Origin of the sequence: Pseudomonas sp. HY13-MNA-CIBAN-0226 (assembly GCF_040310305.1) — a bacterium.
In the GTDB taxonomy this organism is placed as follows: domain Bacteria; phylum Pseudomonadota; class Gammaproteobacteria; order Pseudomonadales; family Pseudomonadaceae; genus Aquipseudomonas; species Aquipseudomonas gregormendelii.
Genome location: NZ_JBEOPS010000024.1, coordinates 99,086 through 120,886, shown reverse-complemented (window position 1 = coordinate 120,886; position 21,801 = coordinate 99,086). Strand labels below are relative to the sequence as shown.

15 protein-coding genes and 5 pseudogenes are annotated in these 21,801 nt (G+C 57.0%); 6 read left to right on the top strand and 14 right to left on the bottom strand.

What is annotated here, in order from left to right; all coding sequences use genetic code 11:
- From AAEZ05_RS24055 to AAEZ05_RS24045, 3 genes and pseudogenes are all read right to left on the bottom strand, one after another.
- Positions 1–113 (bottom strand): annotated as a pseudogene (locus AAEZ05_RS24055) (phosphonoacetaldehyde hydrolase); the annotation flags it as partial.
- Positions 114–152: 39 nt separating this feature from the next.
- On the bottom strand, positions 153–1,496 hold the full coding sequence (locus AAEZ05_RS24050) for an MFS transporter (protein ID WP_045057345.1): 1,344 nt from the start codon (positions 1,494–1,496) through the stop codon (positions 153–155).
- Between the two features lie 272 nt (positions 1,497–1,768).
- Positions 1,769–2,935, bottom strand: coding sequence for a 2-aminoethylphosphonate--pyruvate transaminase (locus AAEZ05_RS24045; RefSeq protein WP_045057344.1), 1,167 nt, complete (start codon positions 2,933–2,935; stop codon positions 1,769–1,771).
- Positions 2,936–3,422: 487 nt separating this feature from the next.
- Between AAEZ05_RS24045 and AAEZ05_RS24040 the strand changes: the two genes are divergently transcribed.
- Positions 3,423–4,292 carry a LysR substrate-binding domain-containing protein gene (locus tag AAEZ05_RS24040; RefSeq protein WP_045057343.1) on the top strand — a complete coding sequence of 290 codons (870 nt, stop codon included), beginning with the start codon at positions 3,423–3,425 and terminating at the stop codon, positions 4,290–4,292.
- Here the strand turns inward: AAEZ05_RS24040 and AAEZ05_RS24035 are convergent.
- Positions 4,276–5,112, bottom strand: a complete 837-nt coding sequence (locus tag AAEZ05_RS24035; protein ID WP_045057342.1) for an EamA family transporter — start codon at positions 5,110–5,112, stop codon at positions 4,276–4,278. The two genes, AAEZ05_RS24040 and AAEZ05_RS24035, sit on opposite strands and share 17 nt — an antisense overlap.
- Before the next feature lie 492 nt (positions 5,113–5,604).
- Between AAEZ05_RS24035 and AAEZ05_RS24030 the strand changes: the two genes are divergently transcribed.
- The 3 genes from AAEZ05_RS24030 to AAEZ05_RS24020 are packed head-to-tail and all read left to right on the top strand — an operon-like array spanning position 5,605 to position 9,466.
- The gene (locus AAEZ05_RS24030; RefSeq protein WP_045060709.1) at positions 5,605–6,690 is read left to right on the top strand and encodes a putative 2-aminoethylphosphonate ABC transporter ATP-binding protein; all 1,086 of its coding nucleotides are present in this window, start codon (positions 5,605–5,607) and stop codon (positions 6,688–6,690) included.
- A gap of 5 nt (positions 6,691–6,695) precedes the next feature.
- Entirely contained in the window at positions 6,696–8,399 is a 1,704-nt protein-coding gene (locus AAEZ05_RS24025; protein WP_045060722.1) for a putative 2-aminoethylphosphonate ABC transporter permease subunit, read from the top strand.
- Between the two features lie 44 nt (positions 8,400–8,443).
- Positions 8,444–9,466 carry a putative 2-aminoethylphosphonate ABC transporter substrate-binding protein gene (locus AAEZ05_RS24020; RefSeq protein ID WP_045060708.1) on the top strand — a complete coding sequence of 341 codons (1,023 nt, stop codon included), beginning with the start codon at positions 8,444–8,446 and terminating at the stop codon, positions 9,464–9,466.
- A 436-nt stretch (positions 9,467–9,902) separates the two neighbouring features.
- On the opposite strand, the gene AAEZ05_RS24015 is transcribed toward AAEZ05_RS24020, so the two are convergent.
- The 4 genes from AAEZ05_RS24015 to AAEZ05_RS24000 form a co-directional block, all read right to left on the bottom strand.
- Positions 9,903–11,231, bottom strand: coding sequence for an amidohydrolase (locus tag AAEZ05_RS24015; protein WP_045060707.1), 1,329 nt, complete (start codon positions 11,229–11,231; stop codon positions 9,903–9,905).
- Between the two features lie 60 nt (positions 11,232–11,291).
- Positions 11,292–12,614: an OprD family outer membrane porin gene (locus AAEZ05_RS24010; protein WP_052673005.1), complete on the bottom strand. Its 1,323-nt coding sequence runs from the start codon at positions 12,612–12,614 to the stop codon at positions 11,292–11,294.
- 86 nt (positions 12,615–12,700) lie between these two features.
- Positions 12,701–13,999 carry an MFS transporter gene (locus AAEZ05_RS24005; protein WP_045060706.1) on the bottom strand — a complete coding sequence of 433 codons (1,299 nt, stop codon included), beginning with the start codon at positions 13,997–13,999 and terminating at the stop codon, positions 12,701–12,703.
- 49 nt (positions 14,000–14,048) lie between these two features.
- Positions 14,049–15,227, bottom strand: coding sequence for a M20 aminoacylase family protein (locus tag AAEZ05_RS24000; RefSeq protein ID WP_045060705.1), 1,179 nt, complete (start codon positions 15,225–15,227; stop codon positions 14,049–14,051).
- A 126-nt stretch (positions 15,228–15,353) separates the two neighbouring features.
- Here AAEZ05_RS24000 and AAEZ05_RS23995 point away from each other — a divergent pair, with 126 nt between their 5' ends.
- Entirely contained in the window at positions 15,354–16,307 is a 954-nt protein-coding gene (locus AAEZ05_RS23995) for a LysR family transcriptional regulator (protein WP_045060704.1), read from the top strand.
- A 426-nt stretch (positions 16,308–16,733) separates the two neighbouring features.
- Here AAEZ05_RS23995 and AAEZ05_RS23990 read toward each other — a convergent pair.
- Positions 16,734–17,231: pseudogene (locus AAEZ05_RS23990) on the bottom strand (nuclease-related domain-containing protein); the annotation flags it as partial.
- A gap of 65 nt (positions 17,232–17,296) precedes the next feature.
- Here AAEZ05_RS23990 and AAEZ05_RS23985 point away from each other — a divergent pair.
- A pseudogene (locus tag AAEZ05_RS23985) lies at positions 17,297–17,467 on the top strand (transposase domain-containing protein); the annotation flags it as partial.
- Positions 17,468–17,735: 268 nt separating this feature from the next.
- On the opposite strand, the gene AAEZ05_RS23980 reads toward AAEZ05_RS23985, so the two are convergent.
- The 5 genes and pseudogenes from AAEZ05_RS23980 to AAEZ05_RS23960 all read right to left on the bottom strand — a co-directional run bounded on the left by AAEZ05_RS23980 (position 17,736) and on the right by AAEZ05_RS23960 (position 21,612).
- Positions 17,736–18,029 carry a hypothetical protein gene (locus AAEZ05_RS23980; protein ID WP_045060703.1) on the bottom strand — a complete coding sequence of 98 codons (294 nt, stop codon included), beginning with the start codon at positions 18,027–18,029 and terminating at the stop codon, positions 17,736–17,738.
- A gap of 15 nt (positions 18,030–18,044) precedes the next feature.
- Positions 18,045–19,136, bottom strand: a complete 1,092-nt coding sequence (locus AAEZ05_RS23975; RefSeq protein WP_045060702.1) for a DMT family transporter — start codon at positions 19,134–19,136, stop codon at positions 18,045–18,047.
- Positions 19,133–20,503 carry a trimethylamine monooxygenase gene (locus AAEZ05_RS23970; RefSeq protein ID WP_045060701.1) on the bottom strand — a complete coding sequence of 457 codons (1,371 nt, stop codon included), beginning with the start codon at positions 20,501–20,503 and terminating at the stop codon, positions 19,133–19,135. Before AAEZ05_RS23970 ends, AAEZ05_RS23975 begins: the two co-directional genes overlap by 4 nt.
- Before the next feature lie 303 nt (positions 20,504–20,806).
- Positions 20,807–21,084 (bottom strand): annotated as a pseudogene (locus tag AAEZ05_RS23965) (transposase); the annotation flags it as partial.
- Between the two features lie 246 nt (positions 21,085–21,330).
- A pseudogene (locus AAEZ05_RS23960) lies at positions 21,331–21,612 on the bottom strand (short-chain dehydrogenase).
- Positions 21,613–21,801 lie beyond the last annotated feature (189 nt).

The following is a 21,801-nucleotide window of genomic DNA, read 5'->3' as shown; positions in this document are numbered from 1 at the left end:
TCGGCGAAAGCCTCGACAAAGATCTGCGTCGGGGCAAAGGAACCGAAATCAACAACGGTGCCCGCCCAGTCCAGAACCACGGCTTGCAGTTGATCGGGTTGTTTGTAATTCATGATGATCGCTCCAGCAAAAGGTATGAGGTGACTACAAGTTCAAGGGTTGGTGCCGACAACGACCGGTTGTACGGGCATCGAGACTGACTGTTGTTTTTCCACTGTTTTCGGACGGCTGTTCCAGAACGGAATCAACATCAAGCTGGCCAACAGTGCAGCGCCGGTGAACACCAGAAATACGGTAATTGTGTCGAAGTAACCGGGCAGCAAGCCGCCAAGGATTGCCCCTATCGAACCGCAACCGTTGACGAAACCTGCGGATGAGGCCGCTCCGTCCTTGCTACCGAAATCAATGGCCGCCGAGCCGCTGATCATCGAGTCCGGCCCATAGAGTGTCAGGCCCATCATGAACAGCAGGCCGACCACCATGTAGAGACTGCCGCTCTGCATTGCAGGAACAAACAACCCTAAGCAGACCGTGAGGACAACCAGGCTGAGGACACAGGCCGGCATACGACGAGCGCCGAAGTACTTATCTGAGGCAATACCGATAAGGATTGGGCCTACCAGCCCGGCCAGTTCAAAAGCGGTAGGTACAATCGCGGACGCAACTTTGCCAATTTCAGGCATGCGTTCGTAAATGATTACCGGACCCCATAAGAGAATGGCGTAGCGCGCGGGTTTAAGCATGAAATAGGCAAGGCCCAGAACCAGCACGGTTCGATTTTTCATGACGGTACGCAAGCCCGCCCACATGCTCTCGCGTGGAACGATGACGTTGCTGACAGGTTCTAGCTCGATCTCGACTGGAGGCAGACCTACGTCTTCCGGCCTGTTGCGCTGCAGGAAAAAGAACAACACTGCCACCACTAGCACCACAGCAGCGCTGCTGATGAACGCTATGCGCCAGTCGTGGTACAAGTTGTAGGCCCACCAACCGGCAAATGGCGTTGCTACCAGACCACCAAAGGCGTAACAGGTGCACCAATAACCCATTACGCGGCCACGTTCGCCAGTACTGAAGAAACTGCCAAGGTTCTTACATAGGCCTGACCAACCGGTGGACTGTGCAAGGCCCTGTATCAGCATGCAGGATACGAATATCGGTAACGTGGCGTAGGTGCCCATGAGCAGTGCCGCCACAGCCGATATAACCAGGCCACTAAGGACAACGATCCGCGGTCCGAAGCGGTCAGCGAAATTGCCCCATAGAAACTGGCCTGCGGCATAAGCAGTCAGATAGAGGGCGTCGAGGTTGGCCATCATGGACTTTTCGAGCATGAAGCTCGGGTCCTCGCCAATACCAAGCTTGGCGACAGAGAACGCTTTGCGGGTGAAATAGAAGGCGGCATAGGCCAACCAGGTAATTAGGAAAACCTGCACGCGCCAACGGTGGAGGGATTTCCAGCCACTTGCGAGCGGGCCTGTGGTGTTTTTGTTCATGGTGTTCTGATCCCGTATGAGGTGCCAGACAGCGCAATTAATTGGTTTTTGTTTTTGTTTTCGGTGCAGAAGTCCTGTCCAAGCACACACCATCGAAAAGATGACCATGAGGATGGCGTCAGGCTTCAAGCATTAATTTGCCGCGATCGCTGACTTCTGCTCGGCGTTGCCAAGCGGTAAGTCACCGAATCCATGCTTAAAAAAGACCCCTATCCAAGGGTGCTACCCATTGCACCGATGCTCGAATCGACAGGGATCTTGAAAGGGGTCGATCAGGTTGCTGGTTTTGGCATGTCCACGCCCATTGCCACGAGGCTGTCGGCAATGGCGCGTAGAAGCTGGTGGACGATGTATTCGTCGATCTGTCCGATGCAACCGATGCGAAAGCTTTCAGCCTCGGTCAGCTTGCCCGGGTAGATGATGAATTGGCGGGTCTTGAGTTCTTCATAGAAATGCATGAACTGGAAGTTCGGGTGCTCGGGGCAGAAGAATGTGGTGATGATCGGCGACAGCCAGCAGTCTTCCAGCAGGGTGCGGAATCCGAGTTCACGCATGCCACTTACCAGGACGTCACGGTTGCGTGTGTAGCGCGCCAGACGACCATGCACACCGCCTTCGAGCGCGTGCTGTTCGAGGGCTTTATGGAAGGCCACCACGCTGTGAGTTGGCGGAGTGAAGCGCCACTGACCGGTGCGCTCCATGTACACCCACTGCTCGTAGAGGTCCAGGGACAGGGAGTTGGCTCGGCCCTTTGCAGTCTCCAATACCGAGCGGCGGATGATCACGAAGCCGAAGCCAGGAATACCTTCGATGCATTTGTTGGCCGAAGACACCAGCACATCAAAGGCAATGTCTTTGACGGTTACCGGCACAGCGCCGAAAGTGCTCATGGCGTCGATAATCAGGCTTTTACCGTGGGCCTTTACCACGTCGGAAATCTCACGCAGCGGGTTGAGGATGCCGGAACTGGTTTCGCAGTGGACCAGAAAGACGTGGGTCACATCCGGATTTGATTTGAGCAGAGCATCAACTTCATCAGGCTGCGGCGGCAGGTAGTCACCCTTGTCTAAAGTGATGTATGCCCTGCCAAGGTATTCCAGCGTTTTGGTGGCGCGCTGGCCATAAGCGCCATTCATCAGCACCAGCGCTTTGCCATCACGCGGGATGGCGGTGGCCAGCGCCGCCTCTACTGAATAGCTACCGCTACCTTGGAGCGGTACGCAAGCAAAACTGTCGTCCTGCACCCCTGCCATGCCAAGAAGGTTCTGGCGAACTTCGGCGGTGACTTGGTTGAAGGCACCATCCCATGAACCCCAATCGCGAAGCATGGCTTCCTTGGTCGCTTTGGAGGTGGTCAGGGGGCCCGGTGTCAGCAGGTAAGGTTCACCCAGAGCAGGTTTTGCCAGTGGCTGGGTCATCGGGAACTCGGCTTTGGTCATGATCTTCTCCGGCGGTTTTGTTGTTGTGAGGAGTGATGCCTTGGATTTGATTTATCACGCAGAAAAATGACCGGTAAACAGAAAACTGAAAAAAACAGCCCGATAATGAATTCAGCGCTCATCCGCTCGAAATCAATGTTTGTTAATAGTCAGTAAAGACAATGAGATAGGATAAATTTTCTGGTGAGAAAGCATCGAATTCCGCAGCGCAAAATTACCTATGAATCCATAGGTCTTCTGCGCGATAAGGTCGCTAGACGCTGTTGTCTGGTGCCGTAATGATCGACTCTCATCTTTGGTATTGGTTTTTCCGATGCGGACCCTGGAGCAACCGATTTGAGCGACCTACCTGCGAATGTCATCGTCGACATCACACTAAGCGTGTCCCAAGTGATCAGGCGTATGCACAACTCAAACTCAGGGCTTAAGATAGCTGCTGACTTCCTGGCCTATTCGACCGGGTCGACCTAAAGCCAGAGCGCGAATAATGCTTGAATCGGAACTCAAAGCTTTCTACATGGTTGCCCAATTAGGCAGCGTGACCCTCGCCGCCAGGAAGCTGGGGCTGAGCCAACCCACGGTGACCAACCAGATTCGCCAGCTGGAAAGTCAGTTTGCAGTCGAGCTTTTTTATCGGGGTGGCAGGCGTCTGACTCTCAGCGAGACCGGTACCCGGTTATTGCCACTGATCAAGCCGATGATCTCCCATGGTTTGAACATCGAATTCTTTTTGACCAACGCCAGCAGCAAAGCCGGGAAACTTCGCATCGGTGCCACCGCGCCCTACTACATCCTGGATTTGTTAAAAGCTTTTCGCGAACAGCATGAAGTGCAAGTCAGTCTGGAGTTGGGCAACTCACAACAGATGATTAATGCGCTGGATGAGTACCGGGTCGATCTGGTGACGTCCTCTCAGCAGCTGACTGACCCGCGACTGTTTTGTCTGCCATTGGGGCAAGATCCGTTGGTACTGGTAGCTCATCGAAGCCATCCGCTGGCGAACCAGAGCCGCATCTCTCTAAGCTCTATCGAACATCATTGTGTGCTCATGCGGGAACACGGCTCTCACACCCGCCAACTTACTGAAGACATGCTTGTACAAGCCCAGATCAAGCTTGAGAACGTCATCGAGATTGGCAGCCGGGAGGCCATTCGGGAGGCGGTGCTGCGTAACATCGGGGTGAGCATCATTGCTCGCAACGAAGTGCCTGACAGTCAGGAGTTACGCATCGTGACGATTCATCAAGCCACCTTGCTCGACGAGTTTCTCTACTGCCTGAAAGAGCGACGCGCTGCACGTCTGATTGACGATTTCCTGCAAGTGGCGCAAAAACGCTTCGTCAAGCGGCGAACTTGATCAGCACAATACCCAAAGTAACGGCAACGGCGGCAATCAATCGACGGCGACCGAATGGCTCTTTGAACAGGAGCGTGGCAATTACCGCGCCGATGATCACACTGCTCTCGCGCAATGCGGCGATTTTCGCCACGTTCTCCAGAGTCATCGCCCAGAGCACCAGGGCATATGCTGCGCAGTAAGTCAGCCCACCAAACACCGACATTCGCCAATGGCCCTGCACATGCTGGAGCAGCGCCTGGCGCCGACGCTTCGCGGCAAAAAGCGGGATCGGCACGCTAAGTATCAAGGTGAAGTACACCAGATAAGAAAGCACTCCCTGAGCGCTCCGCACCCCTTGAGCATCAATGACCGTGTACAAGGCCACACAAACGCCAGCGGCCAAAGCATTACGGGGCGCCTGCCACTGTTCTGTCACGCGTAACAGGCTAAGAACCCCGAGCGACAAGATAACCACGCCAGTCAAGCCCAGCGGTGACAAGGTCTCCCCCAGCCACAGGGTCGCAAACACCACCACCAGCAAAGGTGGCAAACCGCGAACCAGTGGGTACACCTGGCCGAAATCGCCAAAGTGGTAAGCCCTGATCAAGAAGTAGCGATAGAACAGGTTGACCGCCACGGACAGCCCAATCAGCCCCCATACCGGCACTGCAGGTGCCTCGACAAAGGGCAAGACGATCAACGCGACAATAAACGCGACACTGTCGACCATTGCCATCGAGGATAGTCGATCGGTGCTGGATTTGACTACGGCGTTCCAACTGGCGTGCATGAAAGCAGAAATCAGTACCAGCAATGTGGCCAGATTGGCGTCGGACATGGGGTGGCTCACTCCAGGAAAGCCGCCAGCATGCCAACCACAAACTCATCAATCCAATCGGTTATTGGGTGGTTTGGTATCAGTAGAACTGATTTACCCATCTCGAATCAGGTCGTTGGTAATCGAGCTGCCCGGCCCAGCGCGGGCCCTAAGGCGCAAAAGACCTATGGATTCATAGGCTTTTTTTCGCAGTGAAATCAGATGCTTCAGAGAAACTAAAGTAATTCTATCTAATTGTTTTTAATAGCTATTGATAAAAATCTAGTTCTGGCCGACGAGTGCTAAATTCGGTGTGTGGTGTTTTTTTCAGTTTTATATTTGCGGGGCATTTTTGTGCGTGATACATCAAATCCAAGCGAGCTAACTTCCGTACGGCAACAACAGATTGCCGACATTCGCTAACTTCCTATCTGCCAGTCATTCGCTCACTACCGTTGTTTTTCATCGGTGCCACCATTGGTTTTGGTGGCTGGCATTGCATAGGGATTCACCATGGCTTCTACCATCGCCCAACTCTCTAACGTGCCGCTTTCGGTTCAAGGCATAGGTAAATCATTCGGTAAACTCAGCGTACTCGATGATGTCTCGCTTGAGGTCAAGGCGGGCGAGCTTGTGTGCTTGCTCGGGCCTTCAGGGTGTGGAAAAACCACGCTATTGCGGATCATCGCCGGCCTGGAAAAACAAGACGCCGGTCGTCTGATGATTGGCCCCAGAGACATTTCTCGCGCTCACCCTCAGGAGCGTGACTACGGGATCTTATTTCAGTCTTATGCGTTGTTCCCCAACCTCACCATTGCGCAAAATATTGGCTATGGCCTGAGCACGCGTAACCTCCTGCTCTCTCAAGTACGCGAACGTGTCCAGGAAATGCTTGAGCTGGTCGGCCTGACTGCTATGGCTGGCAAGTACCCAGGACAATTGTCCGGCGGACAGCAGCAGCGTGTGGGCCTGGCCCGTGCTTTGGCTCCCTCGCCTTCGCTGTTGCTACTTGATGAACCGATGTCTGCACTGGATGCAAAAGTTCGCGAACATCTGCGTCACGAACTGCGCTCCCTGCAACGCAAGCTCGGTATCACCACGGTCATGGTCACTCATGACCAGGATGAAGCGATGGTCATGGCGGACCGTATCGCGGTGATGAATCAAGGCCGCATCGAGCAATTCGACACTCCGGAAAATATCTATCGCTCGCCCGCAACACCTTTTGTCGCCAACTTCATCGGCCATGCCAATTGGCTCGACTACCAGAGCCTGAGTAACGGCCAAGCTCACCTGGGTGCTGCGTCTCTGAACATTGACCAAGACACTGCTGGCGGACCAGGCCGGCTATTTTGCAGGCCGGAAGCATTACGCATCGACAATTACCCCCAAGCTTCAAACAGCATGGCCGCACAGGTCATCGAAAAACTGTTTCTGGGCAATCGCTACCGGCTCACGGTAGAGCTGGACCAGCTTCGAGGCCAGCCTATTGTTGCGGAGATCAGTGCTGACCTCAACGCCCCGCCAATAGATGCCGAACGGGTATGGCTGACGCTTCCATCCCACAGCTTGCGGGCCTTTCCAGGAGCGGTGCGATGACCAGCTTGCAGTTACCTCAAACAGCTCCTCTGCAGCCAGAACCTTTGACGCGGTCGCCTAAAGCCGTACTCCTTGACCTTCTATTCACCCGCGGCGTGAAGCTGTTGATGGTGCTGTTGCTGGTCGTTGGACTCGCACTGCCGCTGATGAGCATGCTGAGTAAAGTAGTCGATGTACAAAACGGTCTTGCCGGTGTCTGGCAGATGATCACGAGCTCACGCTTTTTGTGGTTGCTGGGCAACAGCGTCAAGGTTTCTCTGAGCACCGTTGCATTGGTAGTGCCCGCTGCATACGTATTCGCCTATGCCCTGCAACGCAGCTGGATACCAGGCAAAGCGTTGCTTCGAAGCCTATCGCTGTTGCCGCTGATGGCGCCGTCCATGCTGTCAGCTATCGCGCTGATCTACTTGTTCGGAAACCAGGGACTGCTGAAATCGTGGTTCGCGGACGGCATTTACGGCTATTCCGGTATCGTGCTGGGGCAAGCGTTTTACAACTTCCCAATGGCCCTGATGATCCTCATCTCTTCTTTGGGCCTGGCCGATGCACGCCTGTACGACGCGTCTATCAGTATGGGGGCGAACCATTGGAAAACCTTCCTTAATGTCACATGGCCCGGCACCCGCTACGCGGTGTTTGCCGCCAGTTGCCTGGTGTTCACGCAAACCATCACCAACTTTGGTATCCCGGTTGTTATCGGCGGCGACTACCAAGTGCTGGCGATGGAGGCGTACAAGTCGGTGGTGGGCCAGCAAAAATTTTCTGAAGGCGCGCTGATTGGCAGCGTCTTGTTGGTTCCGGCCCTCATCAGCTTTGCGGTTGATGCATGGATGCGCAGATTGCGTGGCAGCCAGGTCAGTAGCCAGGCAGCCACTTATGTAGCGCCGAGCAATCGGCTGCGTGATTCTATTTTGTTATTGATCGCCGGGGCGATCGGCTTAGCGCTCCTGAGTCTGGTGGTGGTTGCGGTCGGGGCGTCCCTGATCAACTTCTGGCCGTACGACTTGACGGTTTCACTACGGCACTACAATTTCGAATCAGGCGGTGATGTCGGGTGGTTGGCGTACGGCAACAGCGTGTTGCTGGCAAGTCTAACCGCCGTGATCGGTACACCGGTGATTTTCACCTGTGCCTACCTGATGGAGAAAACCCGCAGCGGCTGGCTTGATAACCTGCTGCGATTGCTGTGCATGTTGCCGATGGCAGTGCCTGGTCTGGTCATGGGACTTGGGTATGTATTTTTCTTCAACCATCCTGCCAACCCCTTGAACGGCATGTACGGTGGCATAGCGTTAATGGTTGTGTGCTGCGTAATGCGGTTCCTGACGCCGGCACAAATGACCGCGACCACAGCCTTGCGCCAACTGAACGAAGAGATTGAATCCGCTTCGCTTTCTCTGAAAGTGCCACTGCTCACCACCTACCGGCGAGTGACGCTGCCCATCTGCCTGCCTGCATTGCTGGAGGTGTTTCGCTACCTTTTCGTCTCCTCGATGACCTCGGTATCGGCGCTGATTTTTCTATACAGCCCCGACACAATTTTGGCGGCAGTCGCGGTACTCAATCTGGACGACGCAGGCAACATCGGCGCGGCTGCCGCCTTGTCTACGCTGATCCTCCTGACTTCAGCCCTTGTGTCCATAGTGCTTTACATGCTGTCGCGCGGCCTGGTCAGGTACACCCAACACTGGCGAACCGGAACCGCTTGAATCGGTAATTTCTGCTGTCACCCTCCCACTGAATGAGACCTACCATGATCAAATCCTGGACTACCCTCGTTGCCGCCATTCTTGGTGCCGGCATCGCCAGCACGGCTTTCGCCAGCACGGAACTGACCGTCTACACGGCCATGGAAAACGAGCAGCTTGCTGGATACAAAAAAGCCTTTGAGGCCAAGAACCCCGATATTCAGATCAAATGGGTGAGGGACTCGACAGGGATCATCACGGCCAAGTTGCTGGCTGAAAAAGCCAATCCGCGGGCAGATGCCATCTGGGGCCTGTACGCATCGAGTGTGGCGTTGCTGGGCAAGGAAGGCATGCTTCAAGCGTATGCGCCCAAAGATGTTGAGAAAGTAGATCAGCGCTTTCGTGACAGGCAAAATCCGCCTCAATGGGTCGGCAATGGAGTGGAAGCGACCGCCGTCTGCGTGAACACGGTAGAAGCCAAAAAACAGGGCCTCCCGATTCCCACCAGTTGGGAAGACCTGACCAAGCCGATTTACAAAGGCAAAATCGTCATGCCTAACCCTGCCTCCTCAGGCACGGGCTATTCAGCCGTCAATGCATGGTTGCAAATAATGGGTGAAGACAAGGCCTGGGCTTTCATGGATAGGCTCCACGCCAACATTGGCCAATACACCCACTCCGGCTCAAAGCCCTGCACTCAGGCAGCAATGGGTGAATACCCGATCGGCATTTCCCTCGATTACCGGGCAGTCACCTTGAAACGTCAAGGTGCGCCGCTGGACATTGTGCTGCCGACCGAAGGCCTGGGTCTGGACATCAACGCGGTGGCGCTGATGAAAGGCAGCAAAAACCTTGAAGCGGCCAAAAAACTCGAGGATTTCGCAGTCAGCGAACAAGCGTTCCTGCTGTATCAACCCAATGCAGCCGCATTGGCTCGCCCGGAATTCAACAGCAAGTTGGCGGAAATGCCCGACGCATACTACGACCGACTGATTACTGTCGATTTCGACCAGGCGGGCGGGCAGCGGGCCGCAGTGCTGGAGAAATGGCGAGCGCGTTACGACGGTAAAACCGAAGCAAAAAACTAACGCAAAGTAAGCGCCACGCGGCGCTGCAGCCTGCTGCGCCGCATGGGGTAAAACCCAATGGCTCCCCCGCCGCAAACAACCAATGAACCACACCGCGCCGATTGTACTTACCCCACGCCCGCTTACAGCACCCACTCGAACCCGTCAGGCAGTGATGATGGTTTGGGAGGCATAGGGCAGAAACATCGGAATACCTTACGTTGGCTCAACATCCGAATGTACGTGTTCTGGGCCAGGGCCGCCGAGTTGTCACTGCCGCCCAGGCGTCGGCGCAACCAACTGCACAGCCCGATATTGCGGACACCTCCCTGTAAGAGTTGGCTTGCCCGCGATGGCCGTTAACGATGACGCGGAGTAACTGGAGCTCCGCGGCAGTCTCGGGTTCATCGCAGTCAAGCACGCTCCCTCAAAGGCATGAACCGCCTACGCTGATCCGTCAGGATTTACCACCAACCCGCCCCACATAGTTCAACACAAACTGCACATGCGCCTTGACCCCAGTGGTCAGTGTTCCATCGTCCACCGAAAAATACGGGCTATGGTTGGGTGCCGCCTTGTTCATGTCCTGCGCCTCAGGCGTCGCGCCGAGAAACACGAACAGCCCCGGGACTTTTTCCGCGTATAGCGAGAAGTCTTCGCTGGGCGACAGTGGAGCCGGCAGCCGCTCGACTTTGCCCGGCGCCGCCAACTCCAGCGCCGGGACCATCGCTTCGGTCAAGCCAGGATTATTGGTGGTCACCGGTGCGTAGTGCATCACTTCCAGGTCGGCCTTGACCTCATAAGCAGTGGCGATGCCGCTGACCAGGGTCGGCATTTTAGCCAGGATGGTGTCGCGGATATCGGCGTTGTTGGTGCGGATGGTGCCGGACAGGATCACGGTTTCTGGAATTATGTTGGTCGCGGTGCCGCCGTTGATCGAGCCGACACTGATCACGCCCATACCCTTGGTCAAGTCGATGCGACGGCTGACTAGGGTCTGCAGGCCGTCGACGATTTTCTCGCTGGCGACAATCGGGTCGACCCCGGTCCAGGGTGCCGAGCCATGGGTCTGCTTGCCGTTGACCGTGATGCGGAAATCGTCGGCACTGTTCAACGCGGTGCCTGGCTTGTAGTACAGGTGCCCGCTCGGGTAGCCGGACATCACGTGCACGCCGAACACCGCTTCAACTTTGGGTGAATCCAGCGCGCCGTCGCGGATCATCGCCTTGGCGCCGATCACCGCGTGAGTATCGAAATCGTCGACGTCAGCCGCGCCCTCTTCCGCCGGCTGGAACAGGAACACCACGGTGCCTGGCACATCCTCACGGTGTTCGGCCAGGACCCGGGCAGCGCCCAGCAACATCGCGGTGTGAGCATCATGGCCGCAGGCATGCATTACCGGCACGGTCTTGCCCAGGCGCACGCCCTCCGCCTTGCTGGCGAATGGCAGGCCGGTCATTTCCTTGACCGGCAATGCATCCATGTCGGCACGCAGGGCGACTACAGCGCCAGGCTTCCCACCGCGCAATACCCCGACTACACCAGTCTTGCCCACGCCGGTGCGTACTTCGATGCCCCAGGATTTCAGTTGCTGGGCGACCAGCGCGGAGGTCTGGGCCTCCATGTTTCCCAGTTCCGGGTGTTGGTGAATGCTGTGGCGCAGGTCGATCACTTGCGCACTGGCTGCGGCGACGGCCGGATTAACCCAAGGTGCATCGGCAGCGTTGCACAGCGTGGGCGCCATGGCCGCGAATATGGCGAGGCCAAGAGGGGCTGGAAATTTCATCGGTAGGTATCCCTTTTGTTTTTTGTTGTTGGAAACGGTTTTGGATCGGCAGCACTGCGGTCAGAAGATCCGCAGCGGCCACTCGACCACGACAATGTTCATGGTGATGTCCCCATCCGGCTGGCCGCCAATGGCGTTGTGCATGCCCCGGCGTAGGCGCACGCGCATGTCCTTGGCCGGACCGCTTTGCACGACGTAGCGTGCTTCCAGGTCCAGTTCCTTGTGCGAGGCGCCGTCGGCATTGGCCCAGGCGCCGTAGTGCGGATTGGGCGAGCTGGTGATGTCGTAGCCGTAAACATAGCGCCCCATAAAGCTTAAGCCGGGCACGCCGTAGGGAGCCAAGTCGAGGTCGTAGCGCACTTGCCAGGACTTTTCATTGGGACCGTTGAAGTCGGACGCCATGACTGCGTTGCTGAGGAAGATAGAGTTGCCGAAGGCTCCGGAACCATTGTTGCCAAAGCCGATGTAGTCGAACGGGGTATCGCCGATGACGTGTTGGAAGGCGACGGTGAGCTTGTGATTGAGCAGCGAGTAGGCCATCAGGCCGGACCAGGCCGTGGTGTCGATCGCGCCGGCATTGGACTGACCCTGGTCCCGTGAGTGGTAGAGGTTGCCCTCCAGGTCCAATCTGCTGCCTGCGCTGGGCTTCCAGGCATAACTGCTGCCGATGTATTGCTGGCGCCACAGATCTTCGAACTCAGAGCCGTACAGACTGATGGCCCCCTGCTCGCCCAGCGCATAGCGGCCACCGGCGAAGTCGACAGCGGCGGTCTGCACATTGGCGTAGTTGGCCCACAGCCCGCCCCGGCTGCTGGTCGAGGCCGGCTCGATGCCCGCGGTAAAATGCCCGCCTTCGAGCAGCAAATCCTTGACGTCCTTGCTGCTCAGCAGAAAGCCGGTCGCGGTGCTGGGTAAAACCCGTAAGTCCGCGGTAGCGAACACCGGATTCAGCACTTCCATTTGACCGTAGCGTAATTGGCTTTGCGCGTACCGCAGCTTGAGCGAGGCGCCAGCACGGCCAAAAACATCTTTGGGCTCGCTCTCGTCATTGAGCTGGATGTTGCCGTAACCGGCGTGGCCGGCGCCACCGTCCAGTTTGAATGCGGCGTAGCCGAACGCATCGACGCCAAGTCCGACCGGGCCTTGGGTAAAACCGGAGGCAAAACTCAGGCGTTCTCCCAGGGCGACGTCGCGGGGATCGCGCCGATTGTGCTGGCGCTGATCATGACCGTCGCCGGAGATCCGGGTGTTCAAAACATTGAAACGGTTGACCAGGGTCAGGTGACTGTCCGCGAGGAAGCCCTGCTCATCGGCCACGCAGATTCCGGAAAAAATCGCCGTGCAGGCAGCAGCCAACGGCCACAACTTTGAAGTATGGGACATGCACAAATCCATTAGATTTAAGAGCGCTAAAGCGCCTGTTTTTATTATTCGGCCGTGGATCGGTGCCAAGGCCGTCGGGGGATTGCTCAGTCGAGGCGTTTGCCTGCGGTTTCCCTGGACATCGTCACGCCGACGAGGGTGGCGCAGAGACAGATCATCACGTACAGCGCAGGCGCATGATTGTTCCCAGTCAGACTGATCAGGCCGGTGGCAAAGAACTGGGCGAAACCGCCAAAGATCGAGACGCCGAGGCAGTAGACCAGGGACAGGCCAGTGGCGCGGATGGCGCGAGGGAACATCTCAGTCAGCATCACCACCGACGGCACGGTGATCATCACCAGCAGGAAGGTGTTGAAAATCGATACCAGCATCAGCGTGATAATCGTCGGGAAATGGGTCATCAACAGGAAGGCCGGGTAAATCAGGATCAGCATCGGCACGCTGCCCAGGACAATGGTGCGACGCCGGCCGATCCGGTCACTGAGCTTGCCGGCCCATAGCGACAGAATAATCTGCACGAGGGCGCCGAGGCAGGATGCGCCAATACCGACCTGCAGCGGCAGATGCAACACTGCAACGGTGTAGTTGGTCATGTAGTCGAGGACGATGTAACTGCTGGCGGTACCACCGATCGCCATCAGTATCCCGGCGATAAGTACGCCGCGATGATGGGTGAATATCTGCCGCAGCGGTGACGCCTGATGCGCGCTGGGCTCGGCTGCGGTTTCCTGCAGGTGACGACGGATATACACGCCGACCGGCAGCACCAGCACCCCCACCAGGAACGGGATGCGCCAGCCCCAGCTTTCCAGATCAGCGTCGCTGAGGCCAGCACTCAAGGCCAAGCTCACCAGCGAGCCCATGAGAAAACTCAAGCCCTGGCTGAAGAACTGCCAACTGCCATAGAAGCCGCGGTTGTGGTCATCGGCATACTCCATGAGCATCGCGGTCGAGGCGCCGACTTCACCACCGATGGCAAAGCCTTGCACCAGCCGCGCCGCAACAATCAACAGCGGCGCCGCCAGACCGATCTGCGCGTAGGTTGGGGTCAGCGCCAGTGCCGTTGAACCCAGCGCCATCAGGCACAGGGTCAGCAACATCGCCGGCTTGCGTCCGGCGCGATCGGCGTAGGCACCAATGATCAGGCCGCCCAGCGGGCGCATGACGAAGCCCAAGCCGAAGGTCGCCAGCGCCAGCAACAACTGGCCGAGCTCGCTTTGCGCGGGAAAGTACTGCCGACCGATCACAGTGGCAAAAAAACTGAATACCGAAAATTCAAAGAATTCCAGCGCCGAGCCGAAGGTAATGGCGGCGATTGCACGGGAACTCAGGGCAGGACGACGGGCGCTAGCCTCGCCTCCCTGCGCGGTTGCAGTAACGGACATGCTTTCTCCTTTGCCAGGCGCAGCGACTGCCCCGGCCGACAGTGGGCGATCAGGCCAGGAAGGATTCAACCAGGCGCACCCAGTAGCTCGCCCCCAATGCCAGGCAGTCATCGTTGAAGTCATAACCGGGGTTGTGCACCATGCAGCCGCCCTCGCCGTCACCGTTGCCAATCACCAAGTAGCAACCCGGACACTGCTCCAGCATCACTGCGAAGTCTTCGCTGCCCGTGAGCGGTGACATGTCGGTGATCACCCCGTCGCTTCCCAGCCAATCCAGCGCTACCTGGCGGGCAAATACTGTGCTCCGGAGGTCGTTGATCAACGCCGGGAAACGCTGCGTCTCATCGACTTCGACCGTCGCGGTGGCGCCGAAGCTGGCGGCTTGAGCCTGGACCACCGCAGTGATGCGCTCGATCAGCAGATCACGGACGTCGGGCTTCAGCGCCCTGACGCTCAGTTGCAATTCGGCGTGGTCAGGGATCACGTTGGGGGCGATGCCGGCGTGAAAGGAACCGACCGAGACCACTGCACAATCCAGCGGGTTGACGTTGCGCGAGACGACACTCTGCAGCGCCTGGACAATCGCAGAGCCGGCGAGGATGGCGTCGATGGCCTTGTGGGGCATCGCCCCATGACCGCCCACGCCATTGACGGCAATGGTCAGAGTGTCGGTGGACGCCATGAACGGGCCGGGCAGAAAACCGAACTTGCCTGTTGGCAGTCCCGGCATGTTGTGCATCGCAAATATGGCGTCACAGGGAAATAGCTCGAAGAGACCGTCCTCGATCATTCGCCGGGCGCCGCCATCGCCCTCTTCCGCCGGCTGGAAAATCAGCACCAGGATGCCGTCGAACTCACGGCTCTGCGCAAGATGCTTGGCGGCCGCCAGCAGGATTGCGGTATGGCCATCGTGCCCGCAGGCATGCATCACGCCTTCATTGCGGCTGGCGTACGGCAGGCCGGTCTGCTCGACGATGGGCAATGCGTCCATATCCGCGCGCAGGCCGATGACGCGGTTACTGGCACCCTGGCGCAAGCGTCCAACGACGCCCGTACCGCCCAGACCACGGTGCACTTCGTAGCCCCACGCCTCAAGCCGGGAGGCGACCAGGTCGCTGGTGGCGAACTCTTCAAAGCTCAATTCAGGATGGGCATGCAGGTGTCGGCGCAACGCAATCATTTCTTCTTCAAGCGCTGCGATACCGGATAATACGCATGGCTGGGTCATGGGTTTTCCTTGTTGTTATTAACGGGCATGCTGCGGGTCCGATAATAGGCAGCCGGCCCATCCGCCGGCAGTCGCAAAATGGTTGGACTGAAAACCATTGGTTTACGCCTGACGAAGGAATAAGACATGAAACTGCATCAGTTGCAGGCATTGGTGGCGATCGCCGATTGCGGCAGCATCCGCGCTGCAGCCCGCAAGATCGGAGTCTCGCAGACCGCCGTGGCGAAGTCGCTGCGGGAACTGGAGAGCCACCTGCAACTGCCGCTGCTAACGCGCAACGCCAGCGGCGTGATGCTCACCCAATATGGGCGCTCGTTGCTGCTGCACGCCAGGCAAATGCTAGGCCAACTGGCGCTGGCACAGCTGGAGCTGACTCACCTGCGGGGCCAGACTGAAGGTCACCTGCGCCTAGGAATTTCGCCGTGGATGGGCATGACCCTGCTGCCCGAGGTGGTGCAGTTGTTCCGCCAGCACATGCCACAAGTTCGGCTGGAGATTTTCGAGGGTTTGATGGCAGTCACCTTGCCGCGGCTAAGGGACGGCACCATGGAATTGGCGGTGGGCCTGGTCTCAGCGCTGATGCCGCGCCCGGAGTTCGCCTGCGACCCGTTGTTTTCCTACGAAATGACGGTGATTGCTCGCCATGGCCATCCCAGGCAGGATTGCCGCTCGATCCACGATTTGCTGGATCAGGATTGGGTCGTCAACTATCCGGACGCCAACCACGACAGTTTCATGCACGAACTCTTCGGGCAACACGGCGCGCAGATCGCCGTGGAGCATGTGCAGCGTGCCCACTCGCTGCAACTGATGCTTTCACTGACCGAGCAGACCGACATGCTTAGCTATTGCCCCGAGCCGATGCTGACCGTGCCGATCTTCGGCGACCGCGTGACCCGGTTGAACCTTACCGAATCCTTCGCCACCGACACCATCGGCATCGTCACCCCGCGCAACAGCCAGCCGGGCAGCGCCGCGCAGTGCTTCATCGAATGCATCCTGCAGGTGGTGCGTCGCCGCTCACGCTCGTCGAAGGCCGAAGACCGACGTCTGTTTGATGCCTTGCAATTGCTGATCTGAATCAGGCCGCTCGAACCACTACGACCGCGCAGCCAATGCTGCCGTCATCCACCTGTGACAGGCCTTGAGGACTTCGTCAGCAAACGGCGAGTCGTCCGGCCACGCACAGGGCAATCATTTTCTCGCGCCAATCCGCGGGCGGCGCATTGACAGCCTTGGGTCCAGGCTGTGTGAAAACGCTATAAATACGTCGAAAACTGAGAGTCACGAGCGAGACCTCTTAAAAAAGGCTCAGATCCAACATCAAAAACAGCATCAGATTGACGCCGTTTGGCTGATTTCGCTGTCCTCGAGTCCGGCAAAATTTCTCGGCTAACTTCATCCCGCGCGAGCTCAAGTGAATCGGGCTCCGGTGACTGGTTCAGTTCGCTTGGTGGCCGCCAATTGCTTTCATTCGCGGCTTCACAGGACGAAGTACCCGGAGGACTAATCCAAATCGTGTTTCGCTCGACATTTGGGGTAGGCGCTGCAGCCCCAGAAACGCTCTCCTGCTCTATTACCTGTCTTACGGATACGAATTTTGAAAGCGCTCCCACACCGCGGGCAACGGCGTTCCGCAAAAGGGTCGTTTCGCTCTTTCAGGCGTTGTACATGCTCGTAGTGGGTAGTGAGCGTACTGTCCCTCTTCCCGCTCTCCAGCGCCTTCACCATTGCACTCACCTGCACTTCGTTGAACACAGGCTGCTCAAAGGACTTGATATAGCGGATGAAGCTGACGCCTTGGGTGACATTGTCCGGCATGGCGGTCTTGAAGCTGCCGCCGCCGACGAAGGCGATTACCGAATGGATGTGCCCGGGCGGAACGCCTAGCAGCGCTTCTAGCTCCTTCAAGTGCTTGTAATTCTGCCGCAGAGGGTTCTGGAACCTTAAGCGATGCCGGAAAATCTGCTGTGTCTACTGGGCCTGGCGCTCACCTCGGAAAATCGTACGTCCGGCCAGGTCATCTACCCAGCACCGCAAAGGTGATTAAAGCTGTGGTTTATGACTTCGGCCCGAGCCGGGCCGGTGAGCATGCGCGTAACTTCCTCGGCACGTGCCAATCGTCACGTATGAATGGGCACGATCCGTATGCCTACCTCAAAGAGGTGCTAACGCGACTGCCGGCGCAGCGGGCGAGTGAGATTGAACGACTGCTGCCGCATCGGTGGGTATCTGCCTGAGTCATGCAAGGTAACTTCGGCGGACGCTTATAGATCTCCGAAGCTTCGTGCGTGTCTAGAAACCCGGGGGCGATTCACCACATTTGGAAGCGCAAAGTGGCAGCAGCGGCCTTACAAAACTACAGCTTCGTCACAAAAGTCCGCGCCTGATACAGCGCAAAGCTGCTAAGCACGATAATAAGGGCGACTGCGAGCATGTCGGCCCCCGGAAAACCCCAGAATTCAGACATAGTGCTTCCTTATTGATAATAGTAAGTAGCAACAACCATCAGGCCAGCGCAGTGTCGCGCATGCGTTGACGACCAAAGTCGTTAACCCTGAATTTGAACAGCACTCGGCCGGCACCAAAATAGGCCTGATCATCTAGCTTCTCCTCAACACTTTCGATGATGCCGCTGGAGAACAGGTCCGTCAGGGTGACACGGGTGTTACCGCGCCAGTAGGCACCGCTAATACCGTACTCACTCATCAGCGTATCGGTGATTTGCCAGTCCCAGATACCGACGTCCTGCTGATCGTTGATCAACTGGAGAATGCGGCCCTTCATATGCAGTTTATTCATGGCTTGCTCCCATCATCACGAGGTAACTGCATCAGCGGCAGTGCCAGTTTTTTTGCGGTCGGTTGATACGGCGCGCACGACTTCGAGCACCTCATCACTTTCGGTGAACATCACAAACCCGCCCGCCACAAACAGCACCAAACCTGCCAGGAAGTTCCACTCGGGAAACTTCAGCGTGAAGGCGGCGAGGAAGATCACCGCAAACAAACCATACAGCGCGGCAATAGCTTGCCCGCGGCCGACGCCAATCAGTGGGAACGACTTGTACCAAGAGACGTAGCAGAAGGCGAAAGTCACGCCCGCTAACGTCAGCCAGCCGATGGCGGCCCAATTGAATGTGGCGACCACGAGTTCGACTACCGGCTGATCGGTAAACAAATAGATGGCAGGCAAAATCAGTGCGACCCAATACAGCACTTCAGCGGTAAAACGCACTGTAATGCCTACATCCGGGTCGGCAACATCGAGCCCGCGACCGGCGATTGCGCCCTCTACACCCCAGCCAATAGCAGCCATTGCACCGCCTAAATAACCCAGCCAGCCGGTGTCACCGGTGCCGGTGATTTCAGCAATGATGCCGGGTGCATACACCGTCACACCGCCGGCTAAGATGATGAAAATACCCACAGCTGCACGCAGGGTGATTTTCTCCTGGTACCAGAGCCTGGCCAGCGTTGCGCCGATGACGGGGTACATCAATGCGGAAATCGCCGCGAAGGCCCCGCCGATATAACCGATCGCCAAATACGAGCCAAAGATGGCCATCGGGCCGCCAAAGATGGCGCCGATGAAGAACCACTTAGAGATGTAACGCATCTGTTTGATGGTGCGAACGTACTCGCCCCACTTGCCCAGTACCCCGTTCCAAACGAACAAGAAGAACAACACGGCAACGGCGTTGAAGGTGGTCAACACGGCTGCCGCCAACAGGAACTCGGCATTGGTGTCGTACTTCAGGTCTACATAAGGCGCTTCGAACCAAACCGCGGAGCCTGGCACGTACCAAGCCCCCCAGAGCACGGCGCACCACAACGCCCACGTAAAACCCCAGCGGATGCTGCTGGTGGTAAAGCGCGACCGCGCCTGGCTCAGGCTTGGCTGATTCATGTAGATACCTTTGCTGGCTTCGATTGCTTGCCGTGCAGGAAGGCTTCCAGTGAATCGTCCATCGCATCCATCCACGGCGTGTGATGCACGGGCGCCATGGTGCCGGTCAGCGTGGAGCGGTAGCTTTTGTTGCGATAGCCGAGGATGTCCGCTGCTTTGTGATGCTCCCACTCCTTGAAAATATCAGACACGGCGAGAACATCGAAGGGTGGGTAATCGGTCGACTCAAGCAGGTCGAGTATGTAGGCACCCTGATAGTCGATGGCTTCAAAGGGATCAGCCACTTGCTCTTCGCGGGCCACCCATTCACGGGTGTCGCTGGCCATGGCTTGTTCTGCTGGCAGCTTGATACGACCCAGCATAATGTCCCGGGCATACCAGGCCTGGGCATCGAACATGTTGAAGGTGTAGTACTGATCCTGCATGCCGAGGAACATTAGCTTCGGATTAGCCAAAGACACGATGCCTTTGTACAAACCTTCCGGGTACAGCCGGTTGTGCGTGGTCAGCGTCAGCTCGTTGGGCAGAAACGGGAAATGATGCCGATACCCGGTGCACAGGATGATCGCGTCGACCTCTTTGCTGGTGCCATCCTTAAAATGTGCGGTCTTGCCGACCACACGGGTGAGCAACGGCACTTCGGCAAAGGACTCTGGCCAATCAAAGCCCATAGGCTTGGTGCGATAGCTGAAAGTAACCGACTTGGCGCCGTACTTGTGGCACTGCGTGCCGATGTCTTCTGCCGAGTAACTGCTGCCAACCAGCAGCAAGTTTTTGCCTTGGAACTCGCACGCATCGCGGAAATCATGGGCGTGCAATACGCGACCGGGAAACTGCTCCAAGCCTTCGAAGTAAGGCGCGTTGGGCGTCGAAAAGTGTCCCGTGGCAACGATTACGTGATCGAATTCTTCGGTGATCAGTTGGTCTTGGTTGAGGTCGCGCACGGTGACTGCGAACTTGCTGGTGCTCTCGTCATAGGCAACCCAGTGCACCGCTGTATTGAAGCGGATGTGCTGGCGCACGTTGCTTTTGGCTACGCGGCCGATGATGTAGTCACGCAACACGGCGCGTGGCGGATAGGAAGGAATCGGCCGGCCGAAGTGTTCTTCGAAGCTGTAATTGGCGAACTCCAGGCATTCCTTGGGGCCGTTTGACCAGAGATACCGGTACATGCTGCCATGGACGGGCTCGCCATACAGATCCAAACCAGTGCGCCAGGTGTAATTCCACATACCGCCCCAGTCACTCTGCTTTTCGTAACAAACGATCTCGGGGGATTCAGCGTCGTCGCAATGGGCGGCTTCGAAAGCACGTAACTGTGCCAAGCCGCTAGGGCCGGCGCCAAGAATGGCAACTCTAAAAGTCATAAAGACTCCTTCCTTCAGGCGCTTCATCGCACGCGGGATCTTGGCCCAAGCGACGACTGAACGCGGAAAAGAGTGACGCTCGTACCGGTATCGGTCGGGCCATCAAGCTCTGAGTGATGCGCACTAAAATCGGCTTAACCGATGGCGCGATGTGATGAAGGCTGCATCTGTCGGTGAAACAGAAGGCCGGGGGTGGGCAGGCCACCAATGAAGCGAAGGTTCTCGAGAAAACGCTGGAAGGCAGCGTTCGATCCGGTCAAACAGGAGAAAAAGTGCTTGAAACCGTTCACAACGTTAACACAGCTGACGTAGGGATAAGCCTTTTTCCTGCAAATAACCATTGATGATGGTGAAGATCGCATGGGCCAATTTATGTATTTCCAGCAGGAGCCGAAGGTCATGATCGTGGTGTCTTCGGAGGTAGGCGCGCTGAGGGTCAGGCGTGCAGACTGGCGTATTGGCGTGATTTCATACAGCGCTTCCATCGTCGGGTCGCTCAGGGAGAGCCAGTTTTGCAGCAAATGAATGCGCAACATGGTTTCCAGCGGATAGGGTTTTCGACCACCGGTCGCGGTAGGGAAGGCAGTTACCTGCTGCCCCCGCACAGATCCGTACGTGCGGAACTACCACATACGGCTCGTGCCGAGTCTGCACGGCTGGTTTTGAGTTTGTCCGATAGCAAGAAAGCCCAAACATAAGGTTGATAGAGTCAGTCTTATGTTCGGGCTTTTACGCTGCAGGCCTCGCTGCGTTTTACCCTGGGCAAAGGTTGCTTTACCTCAAGACGCAAAACTCAGGGTTTATTTCCTGATGTTATCGGAAGCCCTCTACTCTCTTGAAGAGGCGGGCTCTTTGTCCATGCGCCGCGCGATGACATCAAGAACGTCGCATCCGTCGCGCAGCGGGATACATCAGAGCAAAGCGAAGTCACTGAGGATTACAGAGTCGGTGTTGATGTCACCACGCATCGCGAGATTTTCCAGCATTTGGGTGACGGCACCAATTGTATAGCTGGCGGTGCTGAGTAGAGAATGGAGCGGCTGCGTGGTATTCACGTAAAGCGAAGGAAGGTCGTCGGCGTTGCTTGTTAAAGCCATGTATTCATTCATGAGTAAATCTCCACTATTTAGAGGTTTACCAACCAATCGTCGCCAAATGAAGGGGTGGCAACTGTACGCAGGTTGGCGAACCGGAGTGGAAGCCGGCAGACCCGAAGGTCTCCCGCGCACAGCTGCCATTACGACAACTTTGCGCATGCAAAAACGCCTGCAACGAAGCAAACGCTTTTGCATTCCACT

What these genes read in the sequence shown, in the direction of transcription:
- AAEZ05_RS24045 (WP_045057344.1), bottom strand. Translation starts at nt 2,935, where the DNA reads ATGACCAAAGCCGAGTTCCCGATGACCCAGCCACTGGCAAAACCTGCT.
- AAEZ05_RS24040 (WP_045057343.1), top strand. Translation starts at nt 3,423, where the DNA reads ATGCTTGAATCGGAACTCAAAGCTTTCTACATGGTTGCCCAATTAGGC.
- AAEZ05_RS24035 (WP_045057342.1), bottom strand. Translation starts at nt 5,112, where the DNA reads ATGTCCGACGCCAATCTGGCCACATTGCTGGTACTGATTTCTGCTTTC.
- AAEZ05_RS24005 (WP_045060706.1), bottom strand. Translation starts at nt 13,999, where the DNA reads ATGTCCGTTACTGCAACCGCGCAGGGAGGCGAGGCTAGCGCCCGTCGT.
- AAEZ05_RS23970 (WP_045060701.1), bottom strand. Translation starts at nt 20,503, where the DNA reads ATGACTTTTAGAGTTGCCATTCTTGGCGCCGGCCCTAGCGGCTTGGCA.
- AAEZ05_RS24010 (WP_052673005.1), bottom strand. Translation starts at nt 12,614, where the DNA reads ATGTCCCATACTTCAAAGTTGTGGCCGTTGGCTGCTGCCTGCACGGCG.
- AAEZ05_RS24000 (WP_045060705.1), bottom strand. Translation starts at nt 15,227, where the DNA reads ATGACCCAGCCATGCGTATTATCCGGTATCGCAGCGCTTGAAGAAGAA.
- AAEZ05_RS24020 (WP_045060708.1), top strand. Translation starts at nt 8,444, where the DNA reads ATGATCAAATCCTGGACTACCCTCGTTGCCGCCATTCTTGGTGCCGGC.
- AAEZ05_RS24030 (WP_045060709.1), top strand. Translation starts at nt 5,605, where the DNA reads ATGGCTTCTACCATCGCCCAACTCTCTAACGTGCCGCTTTCGGTTCAA.
- AAEZ05_RS23980 (WP_045060703.1), bottom strand. Translation starts at nt 18,029, where the DNA reads ATGAATAAACTGCATATGAAGGGCCGCATTCTCCAGTTGATCAACGAT.
- AAEZ05_RS23975 (WP_045060702.1), bottom strand. Translation starts at nt 19,136, where the DNA reads ATGAATCAGCCAAGCCTGAGCCAGGCGCGGTCGCGCTTTACCACCAGC.
- AAEZ05_RS23995 (WP_045060704.1), top strand. Translation starts at nt 15,354, where the DNA reads ATGAAACTGCATCAGTTGCAGGCATTGGTGGCGATCGCCGATTGCGGC.
- AAEZ05_RS24050 (WP_045057345.1), bottom strand. Translation starts at nt 1,496, where the DNA reads ATGAACAAAAACACCACAGGCCCGCTCGCAAGTGGCTGGAAATCCCTC.
- AAEZ05_RS24015 (WP_045060707.1), bottom strand. Translation starts at nt 11,231, where the DNA reads ATGAAATTTCCAGCCCCTCTTGGCCTCGCCATATTCGCGGCCATGGCG.